The sequence below is a fragment of the Citrobacter sp. MGH105 genome, from assembly GCF_001037485.2.
GTDB lineage: Bacteria > Pseudomonadota > Gammaproteobacteria > Enterobacterales > Enterobacteriaceae > Citrobacter > Citrobacter portucalensis.
This window is the reverse complement of the sequence record NZ_CP073048.1, coordinates 5069247-5093209: the sequence shown is the minus strand read 5'-3', so window position 1 is coordinate 5093209 and position 23963 is coordinate 5069247. Positions and strand designations below refer to the sequence as shown.

Sequence of the window (23963 nt, the reverse complement as noted above, 5' to 3'; positions counted from 1 at the left end):
GGCGGACTCCACTCGAACAAAAGTCGATAAATGACAAAGGCTGAAACATTCATGATTGTTGACGCACATCGACAAGACCCTATGCAAAGGGTGACGTGCGAATTGCTATCTGCAATTTTTACCCGATCAGGATCCATTGAAACGATCAGGACCGCGGATCATAGCGTAAACTGAGAAAGAGATCTTCTGTTTCTCACAGATTCTTCCCGATTTATCCACAGGATGATCCAGAATCGGCTAAGTGTAAACGATCCTGGAGAAGTGCTGCAGGTTTTAGCGCGCATATTGAAAAAATTAATGAGTAAAGATGCTTTACTGCTTAAACGATCTAATAAAGATCCCGTGCGATCCTTGCGCTTTATCCACCAGCCCGTATAATTCTTACCCCCAGCGAGTAACGGTCGCCTTACGGCGTCAACGCTGCCTGTTTTTTACGCGAAACCATGCGGAAAAAAGCGGGAAATAAGGAAAGAGAATTGACTCCGGAGTGTACAATTATTACAATCCGGCCTCTTTAATCACCCACACTGTGGCGTAAGTCGTTCGAAATTCGTTCGGGTATACGCAAAAGTCAGTGAATTTATTCAAGTTTAGGTAGAAATCGCCATGAAACGCACTTTTCAACCGTCTGTACTGAAGCGCAACCGTTCTCACGGCTTCCGTGCTCGTATGGCTAATAAAAATGGTCGTCAGGTTCTGGCACGTCGTCGTGCTAAAGGCCGTTCTCGTCTGACCGTTTCTAAGTAATAAAAGCTAGCCCCTGAGTGGTTAAGCTCGCATTTCCCAGGGAGTTACGTTTGTTAACTCCCACTCATTTCACATTCGTCTTCCAGCAGCCACAACGGGCTGGCACGCCGCAAATCACCATCCTCGGCCGCCTGAATTCGCTGGGGCATCCCCGTATCGGTCTTACAGTCGCCAAGAAAAATGTTAAACGTGCGCATGAACGCAATCGGATTAAACGTCTGACGCGTGAAAGCTTCCGTTTACGTCAGCACGAGCTTCCAGCAATGGATTTCGTGGTGGTGGCGAAAAAAGGGGTTGCTGACCTCGATAACCGTGCTCTCTCGGAAGCGTTGGAAAAATTATGGCGTCGCCATTGTCGCCTGGCTCGCGGGTCCTGATAGCCCTCATTCGGGTCTATCAACGCCTGATCAGTCCGCTGCTTGGGCCGCATTGCCGTTTCACTCCAACCTGTTCGAGCTACGGAATTGAGGCATTGCGCAGGTTTGGAGTGATAAAAGGCAGTTGGTTGACGGTGAAACGCGTATTAAAATGCCACCCTTTACACCCTGGTGGTGACGATCCCGTCCCGCCCGGACCATTTGATACCAGAGAACACTAACGATGGATTCGCAACGCAATCTTTTAGTCATCGCTTTGCTGTTCGTGTCTTTCATGATCTGGCAAGCCTGGGAGCAGGATAAAAACCCGCAACCTCAGGCCCAACAGACCACGCAGACAACGACCACCGCAGCGGGTAGCGCCGCAGACCAGGGCGTACCGGCCAGTGGCCAGGGGAAACTGATTACGGTTAAAACTGACGTGCTTGATCTGACCATCAACACCCGTGGTGGTGATGTGGAACAGGCTTCACTGCCAGCTTACCCGAAAGAACTCGGTTCTACCGAACCGTTCCAGTTACTGGAAACCACGCCACAGTTCATCTACCAGGCACAGAGTGGCCTGACAGGTCGTGACGGCCCGGATAACCCGGCTAACGGCCCACGTCCGCTGTACAACGTCGATAAAGACGCGTTTGTACTGGCTGACGGTCAGAACGAACTGCAGATCCCGATGACCTATACTGACGCAGCGGGTAACACATTCACTAAAACGTTTGTTCTTAAGCGTGGTGAATATGCTGTCAACGTTAACTACAGCGTGCAGAACGCCGGCGAAAAACCGCTGGAAATCTCCACCTTTGGTCAGCTGAAGCAATCCATCAATCTGCCATCTCATCGCGACACCGGTAGCAGCAACTTTGCGCTGCACACCTTCCGTGGCGCGGCGTACTCCACGCCGGATGAGAAGTATGAGAAATACAAATTCGACACCATTGCTGAAAACGAAAACCTGAACGTCAACGCTAAAGACGGTTGGGTCGCAATGCTGCAACAGTATTTCGCAACGGCATGGGTTCCGCGTAACGACGGCACCAACAACTTCTATACCGCTAACCTGGGTAACGGCATTGCCGCTATCGGCTATAAATCACAGCCGGTACTGGTTCAACCTGGCCAGACTGGCGCGATGACCAGCACCCTGTGGGTCGGCCCGGAAATTCAGGATAAAATGGCGGCCGTTGCACCGCACCTGGATCTGACCGTGGATTACGGCTGGTTGTGGTTCATTTCTCAGCCGCTGTTTAAACTGCTGAAGTGGATCCATAGCTTCCTGGGTAACTGGGGCTTCTCCATCATCGTTATCACCTTTATCGTTCGTGGCATCATGTACCCGCTGACCAAAGCGCAGTACACCTCCATGGCGAAGATGCGTATGCTGCAGCCGAAGATTCAGGCTATGCGTGAGCGTCTGGGCGATGACAAACAGCGTCAGAGCCAGGAAATGATGGCCCTGTACAAAGCTGAGAAGGTTAACCCGCTGGGCGGCTGCTTCCCGCTGATCATCCAGATGCCAATCTTCCTGGCGTTGTACTACATGCTGATGGGCTCCATTGAACTGCGTCATGCGCCATTCGCTCTGTGGATCCATGACCTGTCTGCACAGGACCCGTACTACATCCTGCCGATTCTGATGGGCGTGACGATGTTCTTCATTCAGAAGATGTCTCCGACCACTGTAACCGACCCGATGCAGCAGAAGATCATGACCTTTATGCCGGTCATCTTCACCGTGTTCTTCCTGTGGTTCCCGTCAGGTCTGGTGCTGTACTATATCGTCAGCAACCTGGTAACCATTATTCAGCAGCAGCTGATTTACCGTGGTCTGGAGAAACGTGGCCTGCATAGCCGCGAGAAGAAAAACTCCTGATTCGGTGTAGGCCGGATTAGGCGAAGCCGCCATCCGGCAAACGGAACATAAAGTAAAGGGCGGTCATTAGACCGCCTTTTTTATTGCATTAAGAAGAGACAAACCATGAGCCATAACGACACCATCGTCGCTCAAGCCACCCCACCGGGACGTGGTGGCGTGGGTATCCTGCGTATCTCCGGCCTGAAGGCGCGTGAGGTCGCAGAAACCGTACTGGGGAAACTGCCCAAACCGCGTTATGCCGATTATCTGCCATTTAAAGACGCGGATGGCAGCGCGCTGGATCAAGGAATTGCCCTGTGGTTCCCCGGCCCAAACTCCTTTACCGGCGAAGACGTTTTAGAGCTTCAGGGCCACGGCGGTCCAGTGATTCTTGACCTGCTGCTCAAACGTATTCTGACCATTCCCGGGCTGCGCATTGCCAGACCGGGTGAATTCTCCGAGCGAGCGTTTCTCAATGATAAGCTCGATTTAGCCCAGGCCGAGGCGATTGCCGACCTGATCGATGCCAGCTCAGAGCAAGCCGCTCGCTCGGCGCTGAACTCGTTGCAGGGCGCATTTTCCGCACGGGTAAATCATCTTGTGGAAGCGCTCACTCACCTGCGCATCTATGTTGAAGCAGCGATCGACTTCCCGGATGAAGAAATCGACTTCCTGTCTGACGGCAAGATTGAAGCGCAACTCAACAGCGTTATCAGCGATCTTGATGCCGTGCGTGCGGAAGCGCGTCAGGGCAGCCTGCTGCGCGAAGGGATGAAGGTGGTGATTGCCGGGCGTCCAAACGCCGGGAAATCAAGCCTGCTGAACGCGCTAGCTGGCCGTGAGGCGGCCATTGTCACCGATATCGCCGGGACTACCCGCGACGTGCTGCGTGAGCATATTCACATCGACGGCATGCCGCTACACATCATCGACACCGCCGGTTTGCGCGACGCTAACGATGAAGTGGAACGCATCGGTATCGAACGTGCCTGGCAGGAAATTGAACAGGCCGACCGCGTGCTGTTTATGGTTGATGGCACCACCACTGACGCCGTGGACCCGGCAGATATCTGGCCAGACTTTATTGCCCGTCTGCCAGCCAAACTGCCGATCACCGTGGTGCGTAACAAAGCGGATATTACCGGTGAGACGCTGGGCCTTAGCGAAGTAAATGGCCACTCACTGGTTCGCCTCTCTGCGCGTACCGGTGAAGGCGTTGACGTACTGCGTAATCATCTCAAACAGAGCATGGGCTTTGAAACCAATATGGAAGGCGGCTTCCTGGCCCGTCGTCGTCACCTGCAGGCGCTGGCAGAAGCGGCGGAGCATCTCGAACAAGGAAAATCCCAACTGCTCGGAGCATGGGCCGGAGAATTGCTGGCTGAGGAGCTACGCCTGGCGCAGCAGAACCTCAGTGAGATCACCGGAGAATTTACCTCCGACGATCTGCTGGGACGGATTTTCTCCAGCTTCTGTATTGGTAAGTAACGTTGTGTTGCCCGGTGGCGCGATGCTAACCGGGCCTACAGGCCCCGTAGGCCGGATAAGGCGTTTACGCCGCCATCCGGCAACAACTATTTCCCATGTGGAAATCACTGTTGTCCAAATGGCAACTCGTGCAGTTGACTCTCTGACCGTATGCTTAGCGCCACATTTCTTATGAGGTCGCTATGACACGCTTTCTAATCTGCAGTTTCGCCCTGGTTCTTCTTTATCCTGCCGGTATTGATATGTATCTGGTGGGGCTGCCCCGTATTGCTGCCGATTTACAGGCCAGCGAGGCGCAACTGCATATCGCGTTTTCGGTATATCTGGCAGGAATGGCGACGGCGATGCTGTTCGCCGGTAAAATTGCCGACCAGTCAGGTCGCAAACCGGTCGCCATAGTCGGCGCACTCATCTTTATTTTCGCCTCTGCGCTATGTTCTTTCGCCGAAAGCGGTACGCCATTCCTCATAGGTCGTTTTATTCAGGGCGTAGGTGCGGGCTGTTGTTACGTGGTGGCTTTCGCCATCCTGCGCGACACACTCGACGATCGCCGCCGGGCGAAGGTGCTGTCGTTGTTGAACGGTATTACCTGTATCGTGCCGGTTCTGGCTCCGGTGATGGGGCATCTGATCATGCTCAAATACCCGTGGCAGAGCCTGTTCTACACGATGATGGGAATGGGTGTGGCTGTTTGCCTGCTATCGGTGTTTGTCCTGCGAGAATCGCGCCCAGCAACGCTTATGGCGACGACGGAAAAGAGCCACACGACCGAATCACTGGTAAACCGCTTTTTCTTAAGCCGTCTGGCCATTACCACCCTCAGCGTGTCGGTGATCCTGACCTTCGTGAACACGTCTCCGGTGCTGCTGATGGAAGTTATGGGCTTCGATCGTGGTGAGTACGCCACCACGATGGCCATGACCGCAGGCATCAGTATGGCGGTCTCTTTCTCTACGCCATTTGCTCTGAGCGTATTTAAGCCTCGCGTTCTGATGCTGACCTCACAGGTGCTGTTTCTGTGTGCCGGCGTGGTGTTAACCCTTGCCACTTCACACGCAGTAACGCTTTTCGGGCTGACGTTAATCTGCGCCGGATTCTCGGTCGGCTTCGGTGTTGCGATGAGCCAGGCGCTTGGGCCGTTCTCGCTGCGCGCGGGCGTCGCCAGCTCGGCATTAGGTATTGCGCAGGTTTGCGGTTCCTCGCTGTGGATTTGGCTGGCGGCGGTTCTTGGCCTTGATGCGCTGAATATGCTGATCGGGATTCTGATTGGCTGTAGCATAGTGAGTATCATGCTGATTATCACTGTTGCACCTAACCGGTCCGCGCCAACTCATGAAGAAATCCCTCAGCAGTCTCGATCTTAATTTATTGCTCTGCCTGCAGCTGTTGATGCAGGAACGCAGCGTCACTAAAACCGCCAAACGGATGAACGTCACACCGTCGGCGGTCAGTAAGTCGCTGTCGAAGCTGCGGACCTGGTTTGACGATCCCTTGTTTGTGAACACCCCGCTGGGGCTATCACCGACGCCGCTGATGGTCAGCATGGAGCAGAGCCTGGCTGAATGGATGCAGATGGGCAATCAGTTGCTCGATAAGCCGCACCATGAGTCTCCACGCGGGCTGAAGTTTGATCTGGCGGCCGAAACGCCGTTAGTGATGATCATGTTCAATGCGCTCTCCCAGCAGATTTATCAGCGCTATCCCCAGGCAACAATCAAAATACGCAACTGGGACTATGACTCGCTGGATGCCATTATTCGCGGTGAAGTGGATATTGGCTTTACCGGGCGCGAAAGTCATCCGCGTTCGCGCGAACTGCTGAGTTTGTTGCCATTGTCGATCGACCATGAAGTGCTGTTTTCCGATCTGCCCTGCGTCTGGCTACGTGAAGATCATCCCGCACTGCAGGAAGAGTGGAATCTGGACACCTTTCTGCGCTATCCGCACATCAGCATTAGCTGGGAGCAAAGCGATACATGGGCGCTGGATGAAGTCCTGCAAGAAATGGGACGCGCACGCAATATCGCGTTATGTCTGCCCGGTTTTGAGCAATCGCTGTTTATGGCCGCGCAGCCGGATCACGCGCTGATAGCCACCGCACCGGTCTATTGCCAGCGTTATAACCAACTCCACCAGCTTCCACTCGTTGCACGGCCAATGCCATTTGATACGGCGCAACTGGAAAAAATGCGCGTACCGTTCACTCTTCTTTGGCATAAACGCAACAGCCACAATCCTAAGATCGTCTGGCTAAAAGACACGATCAAGGCGCTTTATCGCGATATCTCCTGACGATCGTTCATTTTGGTGTTGCTAAATCGACCATTCTGGCAACAGAAATGTAAATATCGCGTAATGTCTCCCATTTTCGCTTAGTTTTTGGGCAGCAAAGCCTGCCCGGAAGCCGTGTAAATGTTACTCTGGTAATAATCACGGACCATTAATCACGGAGCGACAAATGGCGACACATTTTGCCAGAGGGATTCTTACGGAGGGACACCTGGTTTCAGCTCGCCTCCCTTCTCCATGTCATATCGAAGCAAGAGATCTACCCGCTCATCGCCGGACACGTTTCCTGGCTTCCCGAAGTCTTCTCGCTGAACTGATGTTTATGCTTTACGGCACCAGCACGCTGCCCGAAATTGTTACTCAGGCCAAAGGTAAGCCCGTTTTTCGCGATAAGAACCTGCCGGGTTTTTCGATTTCTTATGCCGGGAATATCGTCGGCGTTGTGCTAACAACTGAAGGAACGTGCGGCCTGGATATGGAACTTCAGCGGGCCACCCGCGGGTTTCACAATCCAAATTCAGTGGAAACGTGGCGCTTCTCTAGTAACGAAAACCTGTGGATCAATAACCAAAACGACCCCAACGAAGCACGCGCGCAGCTCATTACATTGCGCCAGAGCGTACTCAAACTCACTGGCGATGTGTGCAATGACGATCCGCGCGAGCTCCAGCTTTTACCCGGCGCAGGGCGCCTGAAATGTGCCCATGTGGCGCAGGTTGAAGCCATTTGCGATGCGGAAGATGTACTGGTGTGGTCAGTTGCGGTTACGCCAACCATTGAAAAACTCAAAGTTTGGGAGTTTGATGGTAAACAGGACTGGAAAATTTTGCCTGATATCCAGACTCGCGCCAATGAGCCAACGGGTCGTCTGATCCGGTTCTCTCAATTATGTGCAGCGAAGAGCCATACGCTTTGATTTAACCTTCATGATGAAACAGGAGCCACCATGTCTGAAACATTGAATGTTGTTACGTTACTGGGAAGTCTGCGCAAAGGTTCGTTTAATGGAATGGTTGCCCGTACGCTGCCCAAGATTGCTCCAGCGGGAATGGAAGTGAACGCGCTGCCGTCGATTGGTGATATCCCTCTGTACGATGCCGACCTCCAACAGGAAGAGGGTTTTCCGGCCAGCGTAGAAGCACTGGCTGAGCAAATCAGAAAGGCTGACGGTGTCGTCATCGTCACTCCTGAATATAACTATTCTGTTCCGGGCGGACTGAAGAACGCCATTGACTGGCTGTCCCGCCTGCCCGATCAGCCATTATCGGGTAAGCCGGTGCTGATCCAGACCAGTTCTATGGGCGCTATTGGCGGCGCGCGCTGCCAGTATCATCTGCGTCAGATCCTGGTATTCCTCGACGCCATGGTAATGAACAAGCCGGAATTTATGGGCGGCGTCATTCAGAACAAAGTAGACCCGCAGACAGGTGAAGTGATCGACCAAAGCACGCTGGACCATCTGACCGGTCAATTGACCGCATTTGGCGACTACATTCAGCGCGTGAAAGCGTAAAAGAAAAAGCCCGGCGATATGCCGGGCTTGTTGATATATGGGCAAATAAACAACGATTAGTGCGCGTCGATAAACACAATCTTCAGCACAAACAGCAGCGCGACAATGATGACGCACGGGCTGAGATCGCGGAAACGTCCGGTACCAATCTTCATCACGCAGTAAGAAATAAAGCCCAGCGCAATACCTTCGGTAATTGAGAAGCTAAATGGCATCATCACGGCAGTAATAAACGCCGGAACCGCTTCTGTAAGGTCATCCCACTTCACGCGCGACAGGCTTGATGTCATCAGGACGCCAACGTAAATCAGCGCACCTGCTGCTGCATAGCCCGGCACCATCCCCGCCAGCGGCGACAGGAAGATAACCAGCAGGAACAGCAGACCAACGACCACGGCGGTCAGACCGGTACGTCCACCGACCGAAACCCCGGAAGAAGATTCGATATACGCAGTAACGGAAGAAGTCCCGATAAACGCCCCGGTAACCGACGACACGCTATCCACATACAGCGCTTGCTTCATGCGCGGGAACTTGCCCTTCGCATCCGCCAGACCGGCTTTATCCGTAACGCCAATCAGCGTACCGGAGGAGTCGAACAGATTAACCAGCATGAACGAGAAAATCACACCCGCCAGGCCAATGTTAAACGAACCGGCCAGGTCGACATGTCCGATAACAGACATCACGCTCGGTGGCGCAGAAACGATACCGTTGTAATGAACATCGCCCAGCATCCAGCCCAGCAGCGTGGTTACGATGATAGAAATCAGCACCGCCGCGTGAATGTTACGGGACGCCAGAATCGCGATGATAAAGAAGCCCAGGATACCGAGCAGTACGCTGTGGGACGTCAGGTTACCGATAGACACCAGCGTGTCTTTGTTGGCGACGATAACACCGGCGTTTTTCAGTCCCATCATGCCGATGAACAGACCAATACCACTGGTGATCCCCACACGCAGGCTAACCGGGATATTGGCAATCATCCAGTAACGAACGCGGAAAATCGTCAGCAGCAGCAGACCAACAGCGCCCCAGAAGATAGCGCCCATACCAATCTGCCATGACAGCCCCATCGCGCCAACAACCACGAAAGCGAAGAATGCGTTCAGGCCCATAGCAGGCGCAAGTGCGACCGGCAGGTTAGCAAACAGGCCCATCAGGATGCTACCAAATGCAGCAATAAGGCAGGTGGTAACAAAGACAGCGCTGGTATCCATGCCAGCCACGCCAAGAATTTGCGGGTTAACAAAAACGATATACACCATCGTCAGGAAGGTCGTTAAACCGGCGATCACTTCGGTCCGTGCCGTCGTGCCATGTTCGCGCAGTTTGAACACGCGTTCCAGCATCCCCTGGCCAGAAGCCTGGGTTGTGTGTTGTTGACTCATTATCAATTTCCGAACAAGGAGGGAAAATTCGTCGCTATCCTATACCAAAATGCGACAATAGGGTTGGGTTATGAGCAACTTTTTTCATTGATTTTGCTTATACGGCAACGATTGCGTCGCCCAATAATGCATTACGAAAACGTTAAACTTGTTAAAACGGAAATGACATGTCCCAGATAGAAGCCGTATTTTTTGACTGTGACGGTACCCTTGTCGACAGTGAAGTGATTTGTTCTCGCGCGTATGTCAGCATGTTCCAGGCGTTTGGCATTACGCTCGATCTTGAAGAAATTTTCAAACGCTTCAAGGGGGTAAAGCTGTACGAGATCATCGACATTATCAACGAAGAGCACGGTGTCGAACTGGCAAAAGCCGATTTAGAACCGGTTTACCGCGCTGAGGTCGCACGTCTGTTCGATACGGAACTGGAGGTGATTGCCGGTGCCAATGCGCTACTGGACAGCATGGCCGTACCAATGTGTGTGGTCTCTAACGGTCCGGTCAGCAAAATGCAGCATTCGCTGGGGAAGCTGGGCATGTTGCACCATTTCCCTGATTTACTGTTCAGCGGCTACGATATTCAGCGTTGGAAGCCCGATCCGGCCCTGATGTTCCATGCGGCGAAAGCGATGGATGTTAATGTTGAGAACTGCATTCTGGTTGATGATTCCAGCGCAGGTGCGCAGGCGGGGATTGCCGCCGGGATGGAGGTGTTCTACTTCTGCGCCGATCCGCATAACAAACCGATCGATCATCCAAAAGTGACGACGTTTACCGATCTGGCACAATTGCCGGAATTGTGGAAAGCGCGGGGTTGGAATATCGTCGAATAAACAGTAGGCCCGATAAGCAAAGCGCCATCAGGCGAATGGCGCAGAATGCCGGATGCGGCGTAACACCTTATCCGGCCTACAATAGCGACGCCGGGGGATCCCGGCGAACGCAACAAACTGCTTATTCCTTCGGATCTTTGCCCGCCAGCAGCTTATCCAGCTCATCCCCGCCCACGTGACGGAAGTCTTGTCCCTTCACGAAGTAGAAGATGTATTCGCAGATATTCTGGCAGCGGTCACCGATACGTTCGATGGAACGTGCGCAGAACAGCGCGGTCAGCACGCTTGGAATGGTACGTGGGTCTTCCATCATATAAGTCATCAGCTGACGCACGATGCCTTCATATTCCTGGTCAACTTTCTTATCTTCACGATAAATACGCACTGCTTCGTCCAGATCCATACGCGCAAACGCATCCAGCACGTCATGCAGCATTTGTACGGTGTGGCGGCCCAGTGATTCCAGGCTTACCAGCAGCGGCTGGTGCTGTTGCGAGAACTTCTCCAGCGCGGTACGGCAAATTTTGTCCGCCACGTCGCCAATACGTTCCAGCTCAGCGATGGTTTTGATAATAGCCATCACCAGACGCAGGTCGCTCGCTGTCGGTTGACGCTTGGCGATGATACGCACGCAGGCTTCGTCGATCGCCACTTCCATCATGTTGACGTTCTTATCGCCTTCAATGACGCGTTTTGCCAGCTCGCTGTCCTGGTTGTGCATCGCCGTGATTGCATCAGAAAGCTGCTGCTCGACCATGCCGCCCATGGTCATCACCTGGGTACGGATGCTTTCCAGCTCTGCATTGAACTGGCCGGAAATATGTTTATTAAGGTTAAGGTTATCCACAACAAGCTCCTGAATCAGCCGTAACGACCGGTGATGTAATCTTCAGTTTGTTTCTTCGCGGGCTTGGTGAACAGATCGTCCGTGTTGCTGAACTCAATCAACTCGCCCAGGTACATAAATGCCGTGTGATCGGAACAACGCGCAGCCTGCTGCATGTTGTGGGTAACGATAACGACGGTGTAATCCTCTTTTAGCTCAGTGATCAGCTCTTCGATACGCCCGGTAGAAATAGGGTCGAGCGCTGAACATGGCTCATCAAGCAGAAGCACTTCCGGGCGAATGGCGATACCACGCGCAATACACAGGCGCTGCTGCTGACCACCCGAGAGAGAGTACCCGCTCTGGTGTAATTTATCTTTGGTTTCGTTCCACAATGCGGCCTTGGTCAATGCCCACTGCACACGCTCGTCCATATCTGCACGCGAGAGTTTCTCAAACAGACGTACGCCAAAAGCAATGTTGTCGTAAATGGACATCGGGAACGGCGTCGGCTTCTGAAATACCATGCCCACTTTGGCACGCAGCAGAGCGATATCCTGGGTATTGGTGAGAATATTGTCGCCATCCAGCAGGATTTCACCTTCCGCACGCTGCTCCGGGTACAGTTCAAACATTTTGTTGAACGTACGCAGCAGCGTCGATTTACCACAGCCTGACGGCCCGATAAACGCCGTTACCTGGTTTTTAGCTATATCCAGGTTGATGTTCTTCAGGGCATGGAATTTGCCATAGTAGAAGTTCAAATCACGAACCTGAATCTTACCCGGAGCAGTATCAACCATACTCATTTCAATCTCTTCCTCATCCGGCGCCGCATCAGCCACGCCGTAAAAATTAACCGTGTTTCTTCTTCGCGAAAATGACGCGCGCCAGAATGTTCAGCAGCAGTACGCACAGGGTAATAATCAGTACCCCGGCCCAGGCCAGTTGCTGCCACTCAGCAAACGGGCTCATAGCAAACTTAAAGATAGTGACCGGCAGGTTGGCGATAGGCTGCATCATGTCGGTGCTCCAGAACTGGTTGGAGAGCGACGTAAACAGCAGCGGAGCCGTTTCACCTGCGATACGAGCAATCGCTAACAGAACACCTGTAATGATTCCCGAGACAGACGCCTTCAGGGTGATCGCAGAAATCATCTTCCATTTCGGCGTACCCAGTGCATAGGCAGCTTCACGCAGGCTATCCGGCACCAGCTTGAGCATGTTCTCCGTGGTACGGATAACAATGGGCACCTGCAGCAGCGCCAGCGCGATAACGCCCGCCCAGCCAGAGAAGTGCTCCATTTTTGCTACCACGATGGTGTAAACGAACAGACCGACCACGATTGATGGCGCAGACAGCAGAATGTCATTGATAAAGCGGATAACCTCGGCCAGCCAGGACTTACGTCCGTACTCTGCCAGGTAGATACCCGCCATAATGCCAAGCGGAGTACCAAACACGGTCGCCCACAGAATTAACAGTCCGCTACCGGCCAGGGCGTTCGCCAGACCACCACCCGCTGTATTCGGCGGAGGCGTCATTTCGGTGAACAGCGCCAGCGACATACCGTCAATACCACGGGTGATCGTGGACATCAGGATCCAAATGAGCCAGAACAGACCGAACGCCATGGTCGCCATAGAGAGCGTCAGCGCGATGCGGTTCTTCAGACGGCGACGTGCCTGCATTTTACGGCGGGACTCCGCCAGCGCAGTGGTGTTTTGCATTTCAAGCGTAGCCATTAGCGTGCCCCCTCGTTCTTCGCAAGGCGCATGATCATGAACTTAGACGCCGCCAGTACGATGAAGGTGATCACAAACAGAATCAGACCCAGTTCCATCAACGCAGCAACGTGCAGCCCCGATTCCGCTTCGGCAAATTCATTCGCCAGCGCAGAGGTAATACTGTTGCCCGGCATGTACAGCGAGGCGCTATCGAGCTGGTAGGTGTTACCAATGATAAAGGTCACCGCCATAGTTTCACCCAGCGCGCGGCCCAGACCCAGCATCACACCACCGATCACACCATTTTTGGTGAACGGCAGGACGATACGCCAGATAACTTCCCAGGTGGTACAGCCGATGCCGTAGGCTGACTCTTTCATAAGCACCGGCGTTTGTTCGAACACATCACGCATAACCGCAGCAATGTACGGAATGATCATGATAGCGAGGATCACACCAGCCGCCAGAATACCGATACCAAACGCCGGGCCAGCAAACAGTGCGCCAACAAACGGAATGTTGGAAAGGATGTTTCCGACCGGCTCCTGGAAGTACGTCGCAAACAGCGGGGCAAAGATAAACAGGCCCCACATGCCGTATACGATACTCGGAATTGCTGCCAGCAGTTCAATAGCGATACCCAACGGGCGACGCAGCCAGCCAGGTGCAAGTTCCGTCAGGAATAACGCAATGCCGAAACTCACCGGAACGGCAATCAACAATGCAATAAACGAGGTGACCAGCGTACCGTAAATCGGTACCAGCGCGCCGTAGATATCGTTCGGCGCATCCCAGTCTTTGGTCCAAAGAAAGGAGAAACCAAATTTCTGAATGCTTGGCCAGGAGGAGATAACCAGAGAGACAATAATGCCACCCAACATCAATAGCACAATCAGCGCAGCCAGTTTTACCAGCGCGCTGAATATCATGTCACCCTTTTTACCCGGTGGGTTAAAAGCAGGCTTGGTTGCAGCCATAAATCACTCTTTAAGTTAAACGCGTTTACGAAATTGCCCTGCCGGATGGCGCTACGCTTATCCGGCCTACAAATTGGGCCTACAGTCGGAACTGTAGGGCGGATAAGCGTAGCGCCATCCGCCAACTCGTTAAAGATATTCTATTAGTACAGCGCTTTACCGCTGCTGTCTTTCACGTTGGTCTTCCATGCAGCACGAATCTGCTCAACCACGCTGTCCGGCAGGCTGGCGTAATCCAGGTCATTAGCCTGTTTGCCACCATTTTTGTATGCCCAGTCGAAGAATTTCAGCACTTCAACGCCCTGCTCAGGCTTCTTCTGCTCTTTATGGACGAGGATGAAGGTGGTGGAAGTGATTGGCCACGCATCGTCACCTTTCTGGTTAGTCAGATCCTGAGCGAAAGTTTTGCTCCAGTCAGCGCCTTTAGCGGCGTTGGCAAAGTTTTCTTCGGTCGGGCTTACCGGTTTACCATCAGCAGAGACCAGCTTGGTGTACGCCAGGTTGTTCTGCTTAGCGTAAGCGTACTCAACGTAACCGATAGAACCCGGCAGACGCTGTACGAACGCGGCGATACCGTCGTTACCTTTACCGCCCAGACCGGTCGGCCAGTTTACGGTAGAGCCAGAACCAATTTTAGATTTCCACTCTTCGTTCACTTTCGCCAGGTAGCTAGTGAAGACGAAGGAAGTACCAGAACCATCAGCGCGACGCACAACAGCGATATTTTGCGAAGGCAGCTTCAGACCTGGGTTCAGTTTGGTGATGGCTTCGTCATCCCACTTCTTAATTTTACCGAGGTAGATGTCGCCCAGCGTTTTACCATCAAGCACCAGCTCGCCGGATTTCAGTCCAGGGATATTCACCGCCAGCACCACACCGCCAATAACGGTCGGGAACTGGAACAGGCCTTCTTGTGCCAGTTTCTCGTCAGACAGCGGTGCATCAGAAGCGCCGAAATCAACGGTATTGGCCGTAATTTGTTTTACACCACCGGAGGAGCCGATACCCTGGTAGTTTACTTTGCTACCGGTCTCTTTCTGATAGGTATCTGCCCATTTGGCATACACTGGCGCAGGGAAGGTTGCACCTGCACCTGTCAGGCTCGCTGCTGCAAACGCAGAGAACGCGCTCATGGATAAGGTCGCGGCGACAACAGTTGCGACAGTGGTACGCATAACTTTCATAATGTCTCCTGCACGGTTTTCGTAAATCGTTGTTTGAGTTGCTACTGTGAGCAAAATAGGACAAACAGGTGACAGTTAAATGTACGAAATATGACAGTTTTATGACAATGAAAAATACGAGAAGCTATTTATCTAAAAATACATTTAAAACAAAACGTTAATCATTACCATGACAATAACATTTCGCTAAAATTTTCTTTTTATGACACTGCAAACAGTAGCTGAAGATGACGGTTTGTCACATAAAACAGGCGGGATAATTGATTAAAAACAGAACAAGTTTAAAAAAATGCCCCGCTTATAGCAGGGCATTTTCAGTTCAGTTAGGTACGGATTACTCTACGGTAACCGACTTCGCCAGGTTACGCGGCTGATCCACGTCGGTGCCTTTAATCAGCGCCACATGATACGCCAGCAGCTGCAGCGGAACGGTATAGAAGATCGGTGCAATCACCTCTTCCACATGCGGCATCTCAATGATGTGCATGTTTTCGCTGCTGGTAAAGCCAGCATCCTGGTCAGCAAAGACGTACAGCTGACCACCACGGGCGCGAACTTCTTCAATGTTGGACTTCAGTTTTTCCAGCAGTTCGTTGTTCGGCGCAACCACGATAACCGGCATATCGGCATCAATCAGCGCCAGCGGACCGTGTTTCAGTTCGCCTGCGGCATAAGCTTCAGCGTGAATATAAGAGATCTCTTTCAGCTTCAGCGCGCCTTCCAGCGCAATCGGGTACTGATCGCCGCGGCCCAGGAACAGCGCATGGTGTTTATCAGAGAATCCTTCAGCCAGAGCGGCAATGCGTTTGTCCTGAGACAGCATCTGCTCAATACGGCTCGGCAGCGCCTGCAGACCGTGAACGATTTCCTGCTCAATAGCCACATCCAGGCCTTTCAGACGAGACAGTTTCGCCGCCAGCATCAGCAGAACGGTCAGCTGAGTGGTAAATGCTTTCGTGGAGGCCACGCCGATTTCGGTACCGGCATTAGTCATCATCGCCAGGTCGGATTCGCGCACCAGAGAAGAGCCCGGTACGTTACAAATAGCCAGCGAGCCCAGATAGCCCAACTCTTTGGATAAGCGCAGACCCGCCAGGGTATCTGCCGTTTCACCAGACTGGGAAAGAGTGATCATCAGGCTGTTACGACGCACGGCGGATTTGCGATAGCGGAATTCGGAAGCAATTTCGACATCACAAGGAATGCCAGCCAACGATTCAAACCAGTAGCGGGACACCATACCGGAGTTGTACGACGTACCGCAGGCGATAATCTGGATATGCTCAACCTGAGACAGCAGCTCGTTGGCATGCGAACCCAGCTCGCTTAAATCCACTTCACCGTGGCTGATACGGCCGGTCAGCGTGTTTTTAATTGCGTTCGGTTGTTCGTAGATCTCTTTCTGCATGTAGTGGCGATAAATACCTTTTTCGCCCGCATCGTATTGCAGATTAGATTCGATATCCTGACGTTTCACTTCCGCGCCAGACTTGTCGAAAATAGAGACCGAACGACGGGTTACTTCCGCGATGTCGCCCTCTTCCAGGAAGATGAAGCGACGGGTTACCGGCAGCAGTGCCAGCTGATCGGAAGCGATAAAGTTCTCACCCATACCCAGACCAATCACCAGCGGGCTGCCAGAACGGGCCGCCAGCAGGGTTTCCGGGTTACGGGTATCCATGATCACCGTGCCGTAGGCACCGCGCAGCTGCGGAATAGTACGCAGCACGGCTTCACGTAACGTACCACCCTGTTCCAGCTCCCAGTGCACCAGGTGAGCAATCACTTCGGTGTCGGTTTCAGAAACAAAGGTGTAGCCACGCGTTTTCAACAGCTCACGCAGTGGTTCATGGTTTTCAATGATGCCGTTATGCACCACAACAATGTGTTCAGAAACATGGGGATGCGCGTTCGCTTCTGAAGGTTCACCGTGTGTCGCCCAGCGGGTGTGAGCAATACCAGTACCACCATGCAGCGGATGTTCTTCCGCAGCAGCAGTCAGCATCTGCACTTTACCCAAACGACGCAGACGGGTCATGTTGCCTTCAGCATCGACAACGGCCAGACCAGCAGAGTCATAACCACGATATTCCAGACGACGTAAACCTTCGAGAAGGATTTCAGCTACATCACGCTGCGCGATAGCGCCAACAATTCCACACATATTTTTTGATTCCGAATTTAGGCATTGTGCCTGTCGTTGTCGGTCAACCTGATACCCGTATTCCGGGCGCCCCGAGCCTTGTAGAGAGTGGGGTTATTTTTATAGGTACTGCTTGTTGAGCGGAGGATTATATTATCCCCTCATCTCTTGTCTGCCTGATGGCGCTCACGCTTATCAGGCCTACAGAACGTCACCGCACGTAGGCCGGATAAGGCAAAGCCGCCATCCGGCAAAAATAAATTACTTCTTCTTCACCGGACGCTGCCAGCCCTGTTTATGGACCTGAGGTACACGGCTTAATACCAATTCGTTATCGGCGACATTACGCGTTACGGTGGTCCCTGCGGCAATCGTCGCACCTTTACCCACGGTGACAGGTGCCACCAGCTGAGTATCAGAACCCACAAACACATCATCGCCAATAATGGTTTTAAATTTATTCGCGCCATCGTAATTGCAGGTGATCGTACCCGCGCCGATATTCACGTTATCGCCAATTTCCGCATCACCCAGATAGGTCAAATGACCAGCTTTAGAGCCTTTACCCAGACGCGCTTTTTTCATTTCGACGAAGTTACCCACGTGTGCGCCTTCCTGCAGCTCTGCACCCGGGCGCAGACGCGCGAATGGACCGATGGTGCAAGCGGCTTCCAGATGGGCATCTTCCACCACACTGTACGGGCTAAGCTCACACCCCTCACCAATCACGCTGTTTTTGATGATACAGCCAGCGCCAATCTTGACGCGATCTCCAACGGTTACGTTACCTTCAATGATAACGTTAGTATCAATTTCAACATCGCGCCCGTGAATCAGCGTACCGCGAAGATCAAAACGTGCAGGATCGCGCAGCATCACGCCCGCCAGCAGCAGTTTTTCTGCCTGCTCGGACTGATACACACGTTCCAGACGGGATAACTGAAGGCGGTTATTTACCCCTTCCGTTTCACTGATTCGTGCCGGATGTACTGCCGCAATTTCACGTCCTTCCTGATACGCCATCGCGATGATATCGGTGATGTAGTATTCACCCTGCACGTTGTTGTTGGTCAGTTTAGACAGCCAACGCTTCATGTCAGCGCCGTTGGCAATCAGAATGCCAGTGTTGATTTCCTGGATTTGACGCTGCTCGTCGGTTGCATCTTTATGCTCAACAATGCCAGTAACTTTGCCGTTATCACGGGTAATACGCCCATAGCCGGATGGGTCGTCCAGTTTTACCGTTAACAAACCGATACCACCCTGCGGTTTGGCTTCACGCAGGCGACGTAAGGTATCGGTAGAGATCAGCGGCACATCTCCATAGAGCATTAAAATGTCTTCGTCATCACTAAAGAATGGCGCCGCCTGCTGCATTGCATGGCCGGTACCCAACTGCTCAGCCTGCAGAACCCAATTCAGATTGCCATCTTTCAGCGTTTGCTTAAGCAGATCGCCACCGTGTCCGTAGACAAGGTGTACATGAGTCGCACCTAATTCATTAGCTGCATCAATGACATGCTGAACCATCGGCTTTCCTGCGAGGGTGTGCAGCACTTTAGGAAGATCGGAATACATACGCGTGCCTTTGCCTGCGGCAAGGATCACAACGCTCATAGCATTATTCAACATACACGTCCTGACTGTAATTTGAGAACGAATTTATACCGTTTCACATTGAAAATACTACATTTTTTTCAGCGTGAAATGGACCGAAGATAAAACGTTCAACAGGGGGGATTCCCCATCTGATAACTCACTATTTTCGTCTATATCTGCGTCTTTTGTCTCCCAAAAACCAGGAGTCTGCTCTTATTAAAGCCTTAGGTTAATGTTTTTGCTATTTTTTTACCGCATGAATAAAGCATTACATCAGCATAATACGATTTTATTTATGTGATTCAGTGAGAAGCAGAAAAACGGGTAGGGAAAATTGAGGGGGAAAGACAGAGAACAAATGATACAGCGAAGGAGGGGGATTTAATAACGATGGCGCTAGCTGATAAACCGTATTAAGCATCGCGCCACAGAGCAGGTAGGGAACGACTAAACGTCCATGCTGCTGAAAAGGGCGATGATTTTGTTAAACAATTTCATGTTGGTATCCTGTTTTTATCTGAATTAATTTTGTGACACACATCACACAAAAAAGAGTTTACGCCTCATTTTTTAACCGATCAACATTTTTGCGATGTAAATCACAAAATAATAAAACAGCTTTTTAGTTCCACTTTTACTGAAACAAATCCATAAAAAAAGCCAGCCTGGAAACCAGACTGGCCTTTGTGCTTTTCAAGCCGGTGTTACATCGCTTTTTTGGTCAACTCGATAACGCGCAGTTTCGCGATCGCTTTGGCCAGTTCCGCAGATGCCTGAGCGTAATCCACGTCACCATGAGAGCTCTTGATATGCTCTTCAGCCTTACGCTTCGCTTCCAGGGCTCTCGCTTCATCGAGATCCTGTCCGCGAATCGCGGTATCAGCCAGTACGGTCACACTGCCAGGCTGCACTTCAAGAATGCCGCCGGACAGATAGATAAACTCTTCATGACCGAACTGTTTAACGATGCGGATCATACCAGGCTTAATGGCGGTGAGCAGCGGTGCGTGACCCGGGAAAATACCCAGTTCACCTTCACTACCCGTTACCTGGATTTTCTCGACCAGACCAGAGAACATTTGTTGCTCTGCGCTGACGACGTCCAGGTGGTAAGTCATTGCCATATCACCCTCCGATTAAGGCGTTAAAGTTTTTTGGCTTTTTCCACGGCTTCGTCGATAGAACCAACCATGTAGAACGCCTGCTCTGGCAGGTGGTCGTATTCGCCTTCCATGATGCCTTTAAAGCCACGGATGGTGTCTTTCAGGGAAACGTATTTACCCGGAGAACCGGTGAATACTTCCGCAACGAAGAACGGCTGGGACAGGAAGCGCTGGATCTTACGCGCACGTGCTACCACCAGTTTATCTTCTTCAGACAGTTCATCCATACCCAAGATGGCGATGATGTCTTTCAGTTCCTGATAACGCTGCAGCAGGGACTGTACGCCACGCGCGGTGTCGTAGTGTTCCTGACCAACAACCAGCGGATCCAACTGACGGCTGGTGGAGTCCAGCGGGTCAACTGCCGGGTAGATACCCAGAGACGCGATCTGACGGCTCAGTACCACGGTTGCATCCAAGTGAGCAAAGGTGGTTGCTGGGGACGGGTCAGTCAAGTCATCCGCAGGTACGTATACCGCCTGAACGGAGGTGATAGAACCGGTTTTGGTAGAGGTGATACGTTCCTGAAGAACACCCATCTCTTCCGCCAGGGTCGGCTGGTAGCCTACCGCTGATGGCATACGACCCAGCAGTGCAGATACTTCTGTACCGGCCAGGGTGTAACGGTAGATGTTATCAACGAACAGCAGAACGTCACGACCTTCGTCACGGAACTTCTCAGCCATGGTCAGACCGGTCAGTGCAACGCGCAGACGGTTTCCCGGCGGCTCGTTCATCTGGCCATATACCAGGGACACTTTGTCCAGTACGTTGGAGTCGGTCATTTCGTGGTAGAAGTCGTTACCCTCACGAGTACGTTCACCTACGCCCGCAAACACGGAGTAACCGGAGTGTTCGATCGCGATGTTACGGATCAGCTCCATCATGTTTACGGTTTTACCTACACCCGCACCACCGAACAGACCGACTTTACCGCCCTTAGCGAACGGACACATCAGGTCGATAACTTTGATGCCGGTTTCCAGCAGTTCCTGAGAGCTGGACAGCTCTTCGTAGGAAGGTGCTGCGCGGTGGATAGCCCAACGCTCTTCTTCACCGATATCGCCTTTCATGTCGATCGGGTGACCCAGGACGTTCATGATACGACCCAGGGTTGCTTTACCTACCGGGACTTCGATCGGGTGTTCGAGGTCTTTAACTTCCAGACCACGACGCAGACCGTCGGAAGAACCCATGGCGATGGTACGTACGATACCGCCGCCGAGCTGCTGCTGAACTTCCAGCACCAGGCTCTCTTTACCATTCATAACCTCAAGAGCATCGTACACGCGCGGTACGGCATCCTGAGGGAATTCGACGTCAACCACGGCGCCGATTACCTGGACAATTTTTCCAGTAGCCATCTTGAATCCTCTACGAATTAACCTGGTTATACCGCGGATGCACCACCGACGATTTCGGTGAGTTCCTGAGTAATGCTGGCCTGACGAGCTTTGTTGTATACCAACTGCAGCTCTTTAATCAGGCTGCCGCCATTGTCGGTCGCGGCTTTCATCGCCACCATACGTGCGGCCTGCTCGCTGGCCAGGTTTTCTACCACGCCCTGATAAACCTGAGACTCGACATAACGACGCAGCAAGGTATCCAGCAGCGCTTTCGGGTCTGGCTCATACAGGTAATCCCAAGATTTACGCTTCAATTCATCATCATCTGATGCCGGCAGAGGCAGCAGTTGAGTGATGGTTGGCGTCTGAGACATGGTGTTAATAAATTTGTTGCTGACAACGTACAGTTTGTCCAGACGACCTTCATCGTAGGCCTGCAGCATCACTTTAACCGGACCGATCAGTTCGGACAGGGAAGGGTTATCCCCCATGCCGGTTACCTGAGCGATCACGTTTCCGCCAACGGAGTTAAAGAAAGACACGCCCTTAGAGCCAATCATTGCGATATCGCACTGAACGCCTTTATCGGACCATGTTTTCATATCCGCCAGCAGCTTTTTGAACAGGTTAATGTTCAAGCCACCGCACAGACCACGGTCGGTCGACACCACCAGGTAGCCCACGCGTTTAACGTCGCGTTCTTCCAGGTAAGGGTGCTTATATTCCAGATTACCATTCGCAAGGTGACCAATCACTTTGCGCATGGTCTCTGCATAAGGACGGCTGGCCGCCATGCGATCCTGCGATTTACGCATTTTGGAAGCGGCGACCATCTCCATCGCTTTAGTGATCTTCTGCGTGTTCTGGACGCTTGCGATCTTACTACGTATCTCTTTTGCGCCGGCCATGAGCTTCTCCTCAATGCCTTGCGGTCCGCCCTAAAGCAGACCGCCAGACGTTACCAGGACTGGGTTGCCTTGAAGGAATCGAGGATAGCTTTCAGCTTGCCTTCGATTTCATCGTTATAGCCACCGGACTGGTTGATCTCTTGCATCAGCGGAGCGTGGTCACGGTCAACGTAAGCCAGCAGAGCGGCTTCGAAGCTACCGATTTTCGCCAGTTCCACATCTTCGAGGTAACCGCGTTCAGCCGCAAACAGCACCACACCCTGCTGTGCAACAGACATTGGCGCATACTGTTTCTGCTTCAGCAGTTCAGTTACTTTCTGACCATGGCTCAGCTGCTTACGAGTAGCTTCATCCAGGTCGGAAGCGAACTGAGAAAACGCTGCCAGTTCACGATACTGTGCCAGAGCGGTACGAATACCACCGGACAGTTTCTTGATGATCTTGGTCTGCGCTGCACCACCAACACGAGATACGGAGATACCCGGGTTAACTGCCGGACGAATACCGGAGTTAAACAGGTTGGTTTCCAGGAAGATCTGACCATCGGTAATGGAAATTACGTTGGTCGGAACGAACGCAGAAACGTCACCCGCCTGGGTTTCGATAATCGGCAGAGCGGTCAGGGAGCCGGTTTTACCTTTAACTTCACCATTGGTGAACTTCTCAACGTATTCCGCGTTTACGCGGGATGCGCGTTCCAGCAGACGGGAGTGGAGGTAAAATACGTCGCCCGGGAATGCTTCACGTCCTGGCGGACGACGCAGCAGCAGGGAAACCTGACGGTAAGCAACGGCCTGTTTAGACAGGTCATCGTAAACGATCAGTGCATCTTCACCGCGGTCACGGAAGTATTCGCCCATTGCGCAACCGGCATATGGTGCCAGGTATTGCAGTGCAGCAGATTCAGACGCGGTCGCCACAACAACGATGGTGTTGGACAGTGCGCCGTGTTCTTCCAGTTTACGAACCACGTTGGAAATGGTGGACGCTTTCTGGCCGATAGCCACGTACACACATTTGATGCCGGAATCACGCTGGTTGATGATGGCATCGATTGCCATCGCAGTTTTACCTGTCTGACGGTCACCGATGATCAGCTCACGCTGGCCACGACCGATTGGGATCATGGCATCAACAGATTTATAACCGGTCTGTACTGGCTGGTCGACGGACTGACGTTCGATTACGCCTGGTGCGATAACTTCGATTGGCGAGAAGCCATCGTTATCAACCGGACCTTTACCGTCAATCGGGGAACCCAGAGTGTTCACCACACGACCCAGCAGGCCACGGCCAACCGGAACTTCCAGAATACGACCCGTACACTTAACCTTCATGCCTTCGGCGAGGTCAGCGTATGGACCCATCACAACTGCACCTACGGAGTCGCGCTCCAGGTTCAGTGCGATAGCGTAACGGTTACCCGGCAGGGAAATCATCTCACCCTGCATACAATCGGCCAGGCCGTGAATGCGGATAACACCGTCACTTACAGAAACAATAGTACCTTCGTTATGAGCTTCGCTCACAACACTGAACTGAGCAATGCGCTGCTTGATCAGTTCGCTGATTTCGGTGGAATTCAGTTGCATGCTC

The 23963-nt window shown here is 52.5% G+C and carries 23 protein-coding genes; 11 read left to right on the top strand and 12 right to left on the bottom strand.

What is annotated here, in order from left to right; translation table 11 throughout:
* Positions 1-222 precede the first annotated feature (222 nt).
* From SK35_RS27180 to SK35_RS24310, 10 genes are all read left to right on the top strand, one after another.
* On the top strand, positions 223-378 hold the full coding sequence (locus SK35_RS27180; RefSeq protein WP_418657320.1) for a hypothetical protein: 156 nt from the start codon (positions 223-225) through the stop codon (positions 376-378).
* A 228-nt stretch (positions 379-606) separates the two neighbouring features.
* Positions 607-747 (top strand): 50S ribosomal protein L34, encoded by a 141-nt coding sequence (rpmH, locus tag SK35_RS24350; RefSeq protein ID WP_003023858.1) that lies wholly within the window; start codon positions 607-609, stop codon positions 745-747.
* 17 nt (positions 748-764) lie between these two features.
* The gene (gene rnpA, locus SK35_RS24345; protein WP_003844432.1) at positions 765-1124 is read left to right on the top strand and encodes a ribonuclease P protein component; all 360 of its coding nucleotides are present in this window, start codon (positions 765-767) and stop codon (positions 1122-1124) included.
* On the top strand, positions 1088-1345 hold the full coding sequence (gene yidD / locus SK35_RS24340; RefSeq protein ID WP_003023846.1) for a membrane protein insertion efficiency factor YidD: 258 nt from the start codon (positions 1088-1090) through the stop codon (positions 1343-1345). The genes rnpA and yidD overlap by 37 nt, the downstream gene beginning before the upstream one ends.
* Positions 1346-1347: 2 nt before the next feature.
* The gene (yidC, locus tag SK35_RS24335) at positions 1348-2994 is read left to right on the top strand and encodes a membrane protein insertase YidC (RefSeq protein WP_003827058.1); all 1647 of its coding nucleotides are present in this window, start codon (positions 1348-1350) and stop codon (positions 2992-2994) included.
* 105 nt (positions 2995-3099) lie between these two features.
* A complete protein-coding gene (gene mnmE / locus SK35_RS24330; RefSeq protein WP_048215235.1) occupies positions 3100-4464 on the top strand; it encodes a tRNA uridine-5-carboxymethylaminomethyl(34) synthesis GTPase MnmE in 1365 nt (454 codons plus the stop codon).
* Between the two features lie 182 nt (positions 4465-4646).
* Positions 4647-5828: an MFS transporter gene (locus SK35_RS24325; RefSeq protein WP_048215234.1), complete on the top strand. Its 1182-nt coding sequence runs from the start codon at positions 4647-4649 to the stop codon at positions 5826-5828.
* On the top strand, positions 5797-6756 hold the full coding sequence (gene yidZ, locus SK35_RS24320) for an HTH-type transcriptional regulator YidZ (protein WP_003827051.1): 960 nt from the start codon (positions 5797-5799) through the stop codon (positions 6754-6756). The genes SK35_RS24325 and yidZ overlap by 32 nt, the downstream gene beginning before the upstream one ends.
* A gap of 166 nt (positions 6757-6922) precedes the next feature.
* A complete protein-coding gene (locus tag SK35_RS24315; RefSeq protein WP_032945467.1) occupies positions 6923-7669 on the top strand; it encodes a 4'-phosphopantetheinyl transferase family protein in 747 nt (248 codons plus the stop codon).
* 30 nt (positions 7670-7699) lie between these two features.
* Positions 7700-8266, top strand: a complete 567-nt coding sequence (locus tag SK35_RS24310; RefSeq protein WP_003827046.1) for an NADPH-dependent FMN reductase — start codon at positions 7700-7702, stop codon at positions 8264-8266.
* Between the two features lie 56 nt (positions 8267-8322).
* On the opposite strand, the gene adeP is transcribed toward SK35_RS24310, so the two are convergent.
* Complete coding sequence (gene adeP, locus SK35_RS24305; RefSeq protein WP_003827042.1) at positions 8323-9660, bottom strand: adenine permease AdeP; 1338 nt, start codon at positions 9658-9660, stop codon at positions 8323-8325.
* Between the two features lie 167 nt (positions 9661-9827).
* Here adeP and yieH point away from each other — a divergent pair, with 167 nt between their 5' ends.
* Entirely contained in the window at positions 9828-10493 is a 666-nt protein-coding gene (gene yieH / locus SK35_RS24300; protein WP_003827040.1) for a 6-phosphogluconate phosphatase, read from the top strand.
* A 121-nt stretch (positions 10494-10614) separates the two neighbouring features.
* On the opposite strand, the gene phoU is transcribed toward yieH, so the two are convergent.
* The 11 genes from phoU to atpA all read right to left on the bottom strand — a co-directional run bounded on the left by phoU (position 10615) and on the right by atpA (position 23959).
* Positions 10615-11340 carry a phosphate signaling complex protein PhoU gene (phoU, locus tag SK35_RS24295; RefSeq protein WP_003023824.1) on the bottom strand — a complete coding sequence of 242 codons (726 nt, stop codon included), beginning with the start codon at positions 11338-11340 and terminating at the stop codon, positions 10615-10617.
* A gap of 14 nt (positions 11341-11354) precedes the next feature.
* Positions 11355-12128, bottom strand: a complete 774-nt coding sequence (pstB, locus tag SK35_RS24290; protein ID WP_003023821.1) for a phosphate ABC transporter ATP-binding protein PstB — start codon at positions 12126-12128, stop codon at positions 11355-11357.
* A gap of 46 nt (positions 12129-12174) precedes the next feature.
* Positions 12175-13065 carry a phosphate ABC transporter permease PstA gene (gene pstA, locus SK35_RS24285; RefSeq protein ID WP_003827037.1) on the bottom strand — a complete coding sequence of 297 codons (891 nt, stop codon included), beginning with the start codon at positions 13063-13065 and terminating at the stop codon, positions 12175-12177.
* Positions 13065-14024, bottom strand: coding sequence for a phosphate ABC transporter permease PstC (pstC, locus tag SK35_RS24280; protein ID WP_008786549.1), 960 nt, complete (start codon positions 14022-14024; stop codon positions 13065-13067). Before pstC ends, pstA begins: the two co-directional genes overlap by 1 nt.
* A 143-nt stretch (positions 14025-14167) precedes the next feature.
* Positions 14168-15208, bottom strand: a complete 1041-nt coding sequence (gene pstS, locus SK35_RS24275; protein ID WP_003827033.1) for a phosphate ABC transporter substrate-binding protein PstS — start codon at positions 15206-15208, stop codon at positions 14168-14170.
* Positions 15209-15542: 334 nt separating this feature from the next.
* On the bottom strand, positions 15543-17372 hold the full coding sequence (glmS, locus tag SK35_RS24270) for a glutamine--fructose-6-phosphate transaminase (isomerizing) (protein WP_048215233.1): 1830 nt from the start codon (positions 17370-17372) through the stop codon (positions 15543-15545).
* A 240-nt stretch (positions 17373-17612) separates the two neighbouring features.
* Complete coding sequence (gene glmU, locus SK35_RS24265; RefSeq protein ID WP_008786550.1) at positions 17613-18983, bottom strand: bifunctional UDP-N-acetylglucosamine diphosphorylase/glucosamine-1-phosphate N-acetyltransferase GlmU; 1371 nt, start codon at positions 18981-18983, stop codon at positions 17613-17615.
* Between the two features lie 671 nt (positions 18984-19654).
* A complete protein-coding gene (locus SK35_RS24260; protein ID WP_003023809.1) occupies positions 19655-20074 on the bottom strand; it encodes a F0F1 ATP synthase subunit epsilon in 420 nt (139 codons plus the stop codon).
* 20 nt (positions 20075-20094) lie between these two features.
* On the bottom strand, positions 20095-21477 hold the full coding sequence (atpD, locus tag SK35_RS24255; RefSeq protein ID WP_003023806.1) for a F0F1 ATP synthase subunit beta: 1383 nt from the start codon (positions 21475-21477) through the stop codon (positions 20095-20097).
* Positions 21478-21503: 26 nt separating this feature from the next.
* Positions 21504-22367, bottom strand: coding sequence for a F0F1 ATP synthase subunit gamma (atpG, locus tag SK35_RS24250; RefSeq protein WP_006687765.1), 864 nt, complete (start codon positions 22365-22367; stop codon positions 21504-21506).
* Positions 22368-22417: 50 nt separating this feature from the next.
* Complete coding sequence (gene atpA / locus SK35_RS24245) at positions 22418-23959, bottom strand: F0F1 ATP synthase subunit alpha (protein WP_003827026.1); 1542 nt, start codon at positions 23957-23959, stop codon at positions 22418-22420.
* Between the last annotated feature and the right edge of the window lie 4 nt (positions 23960-23963).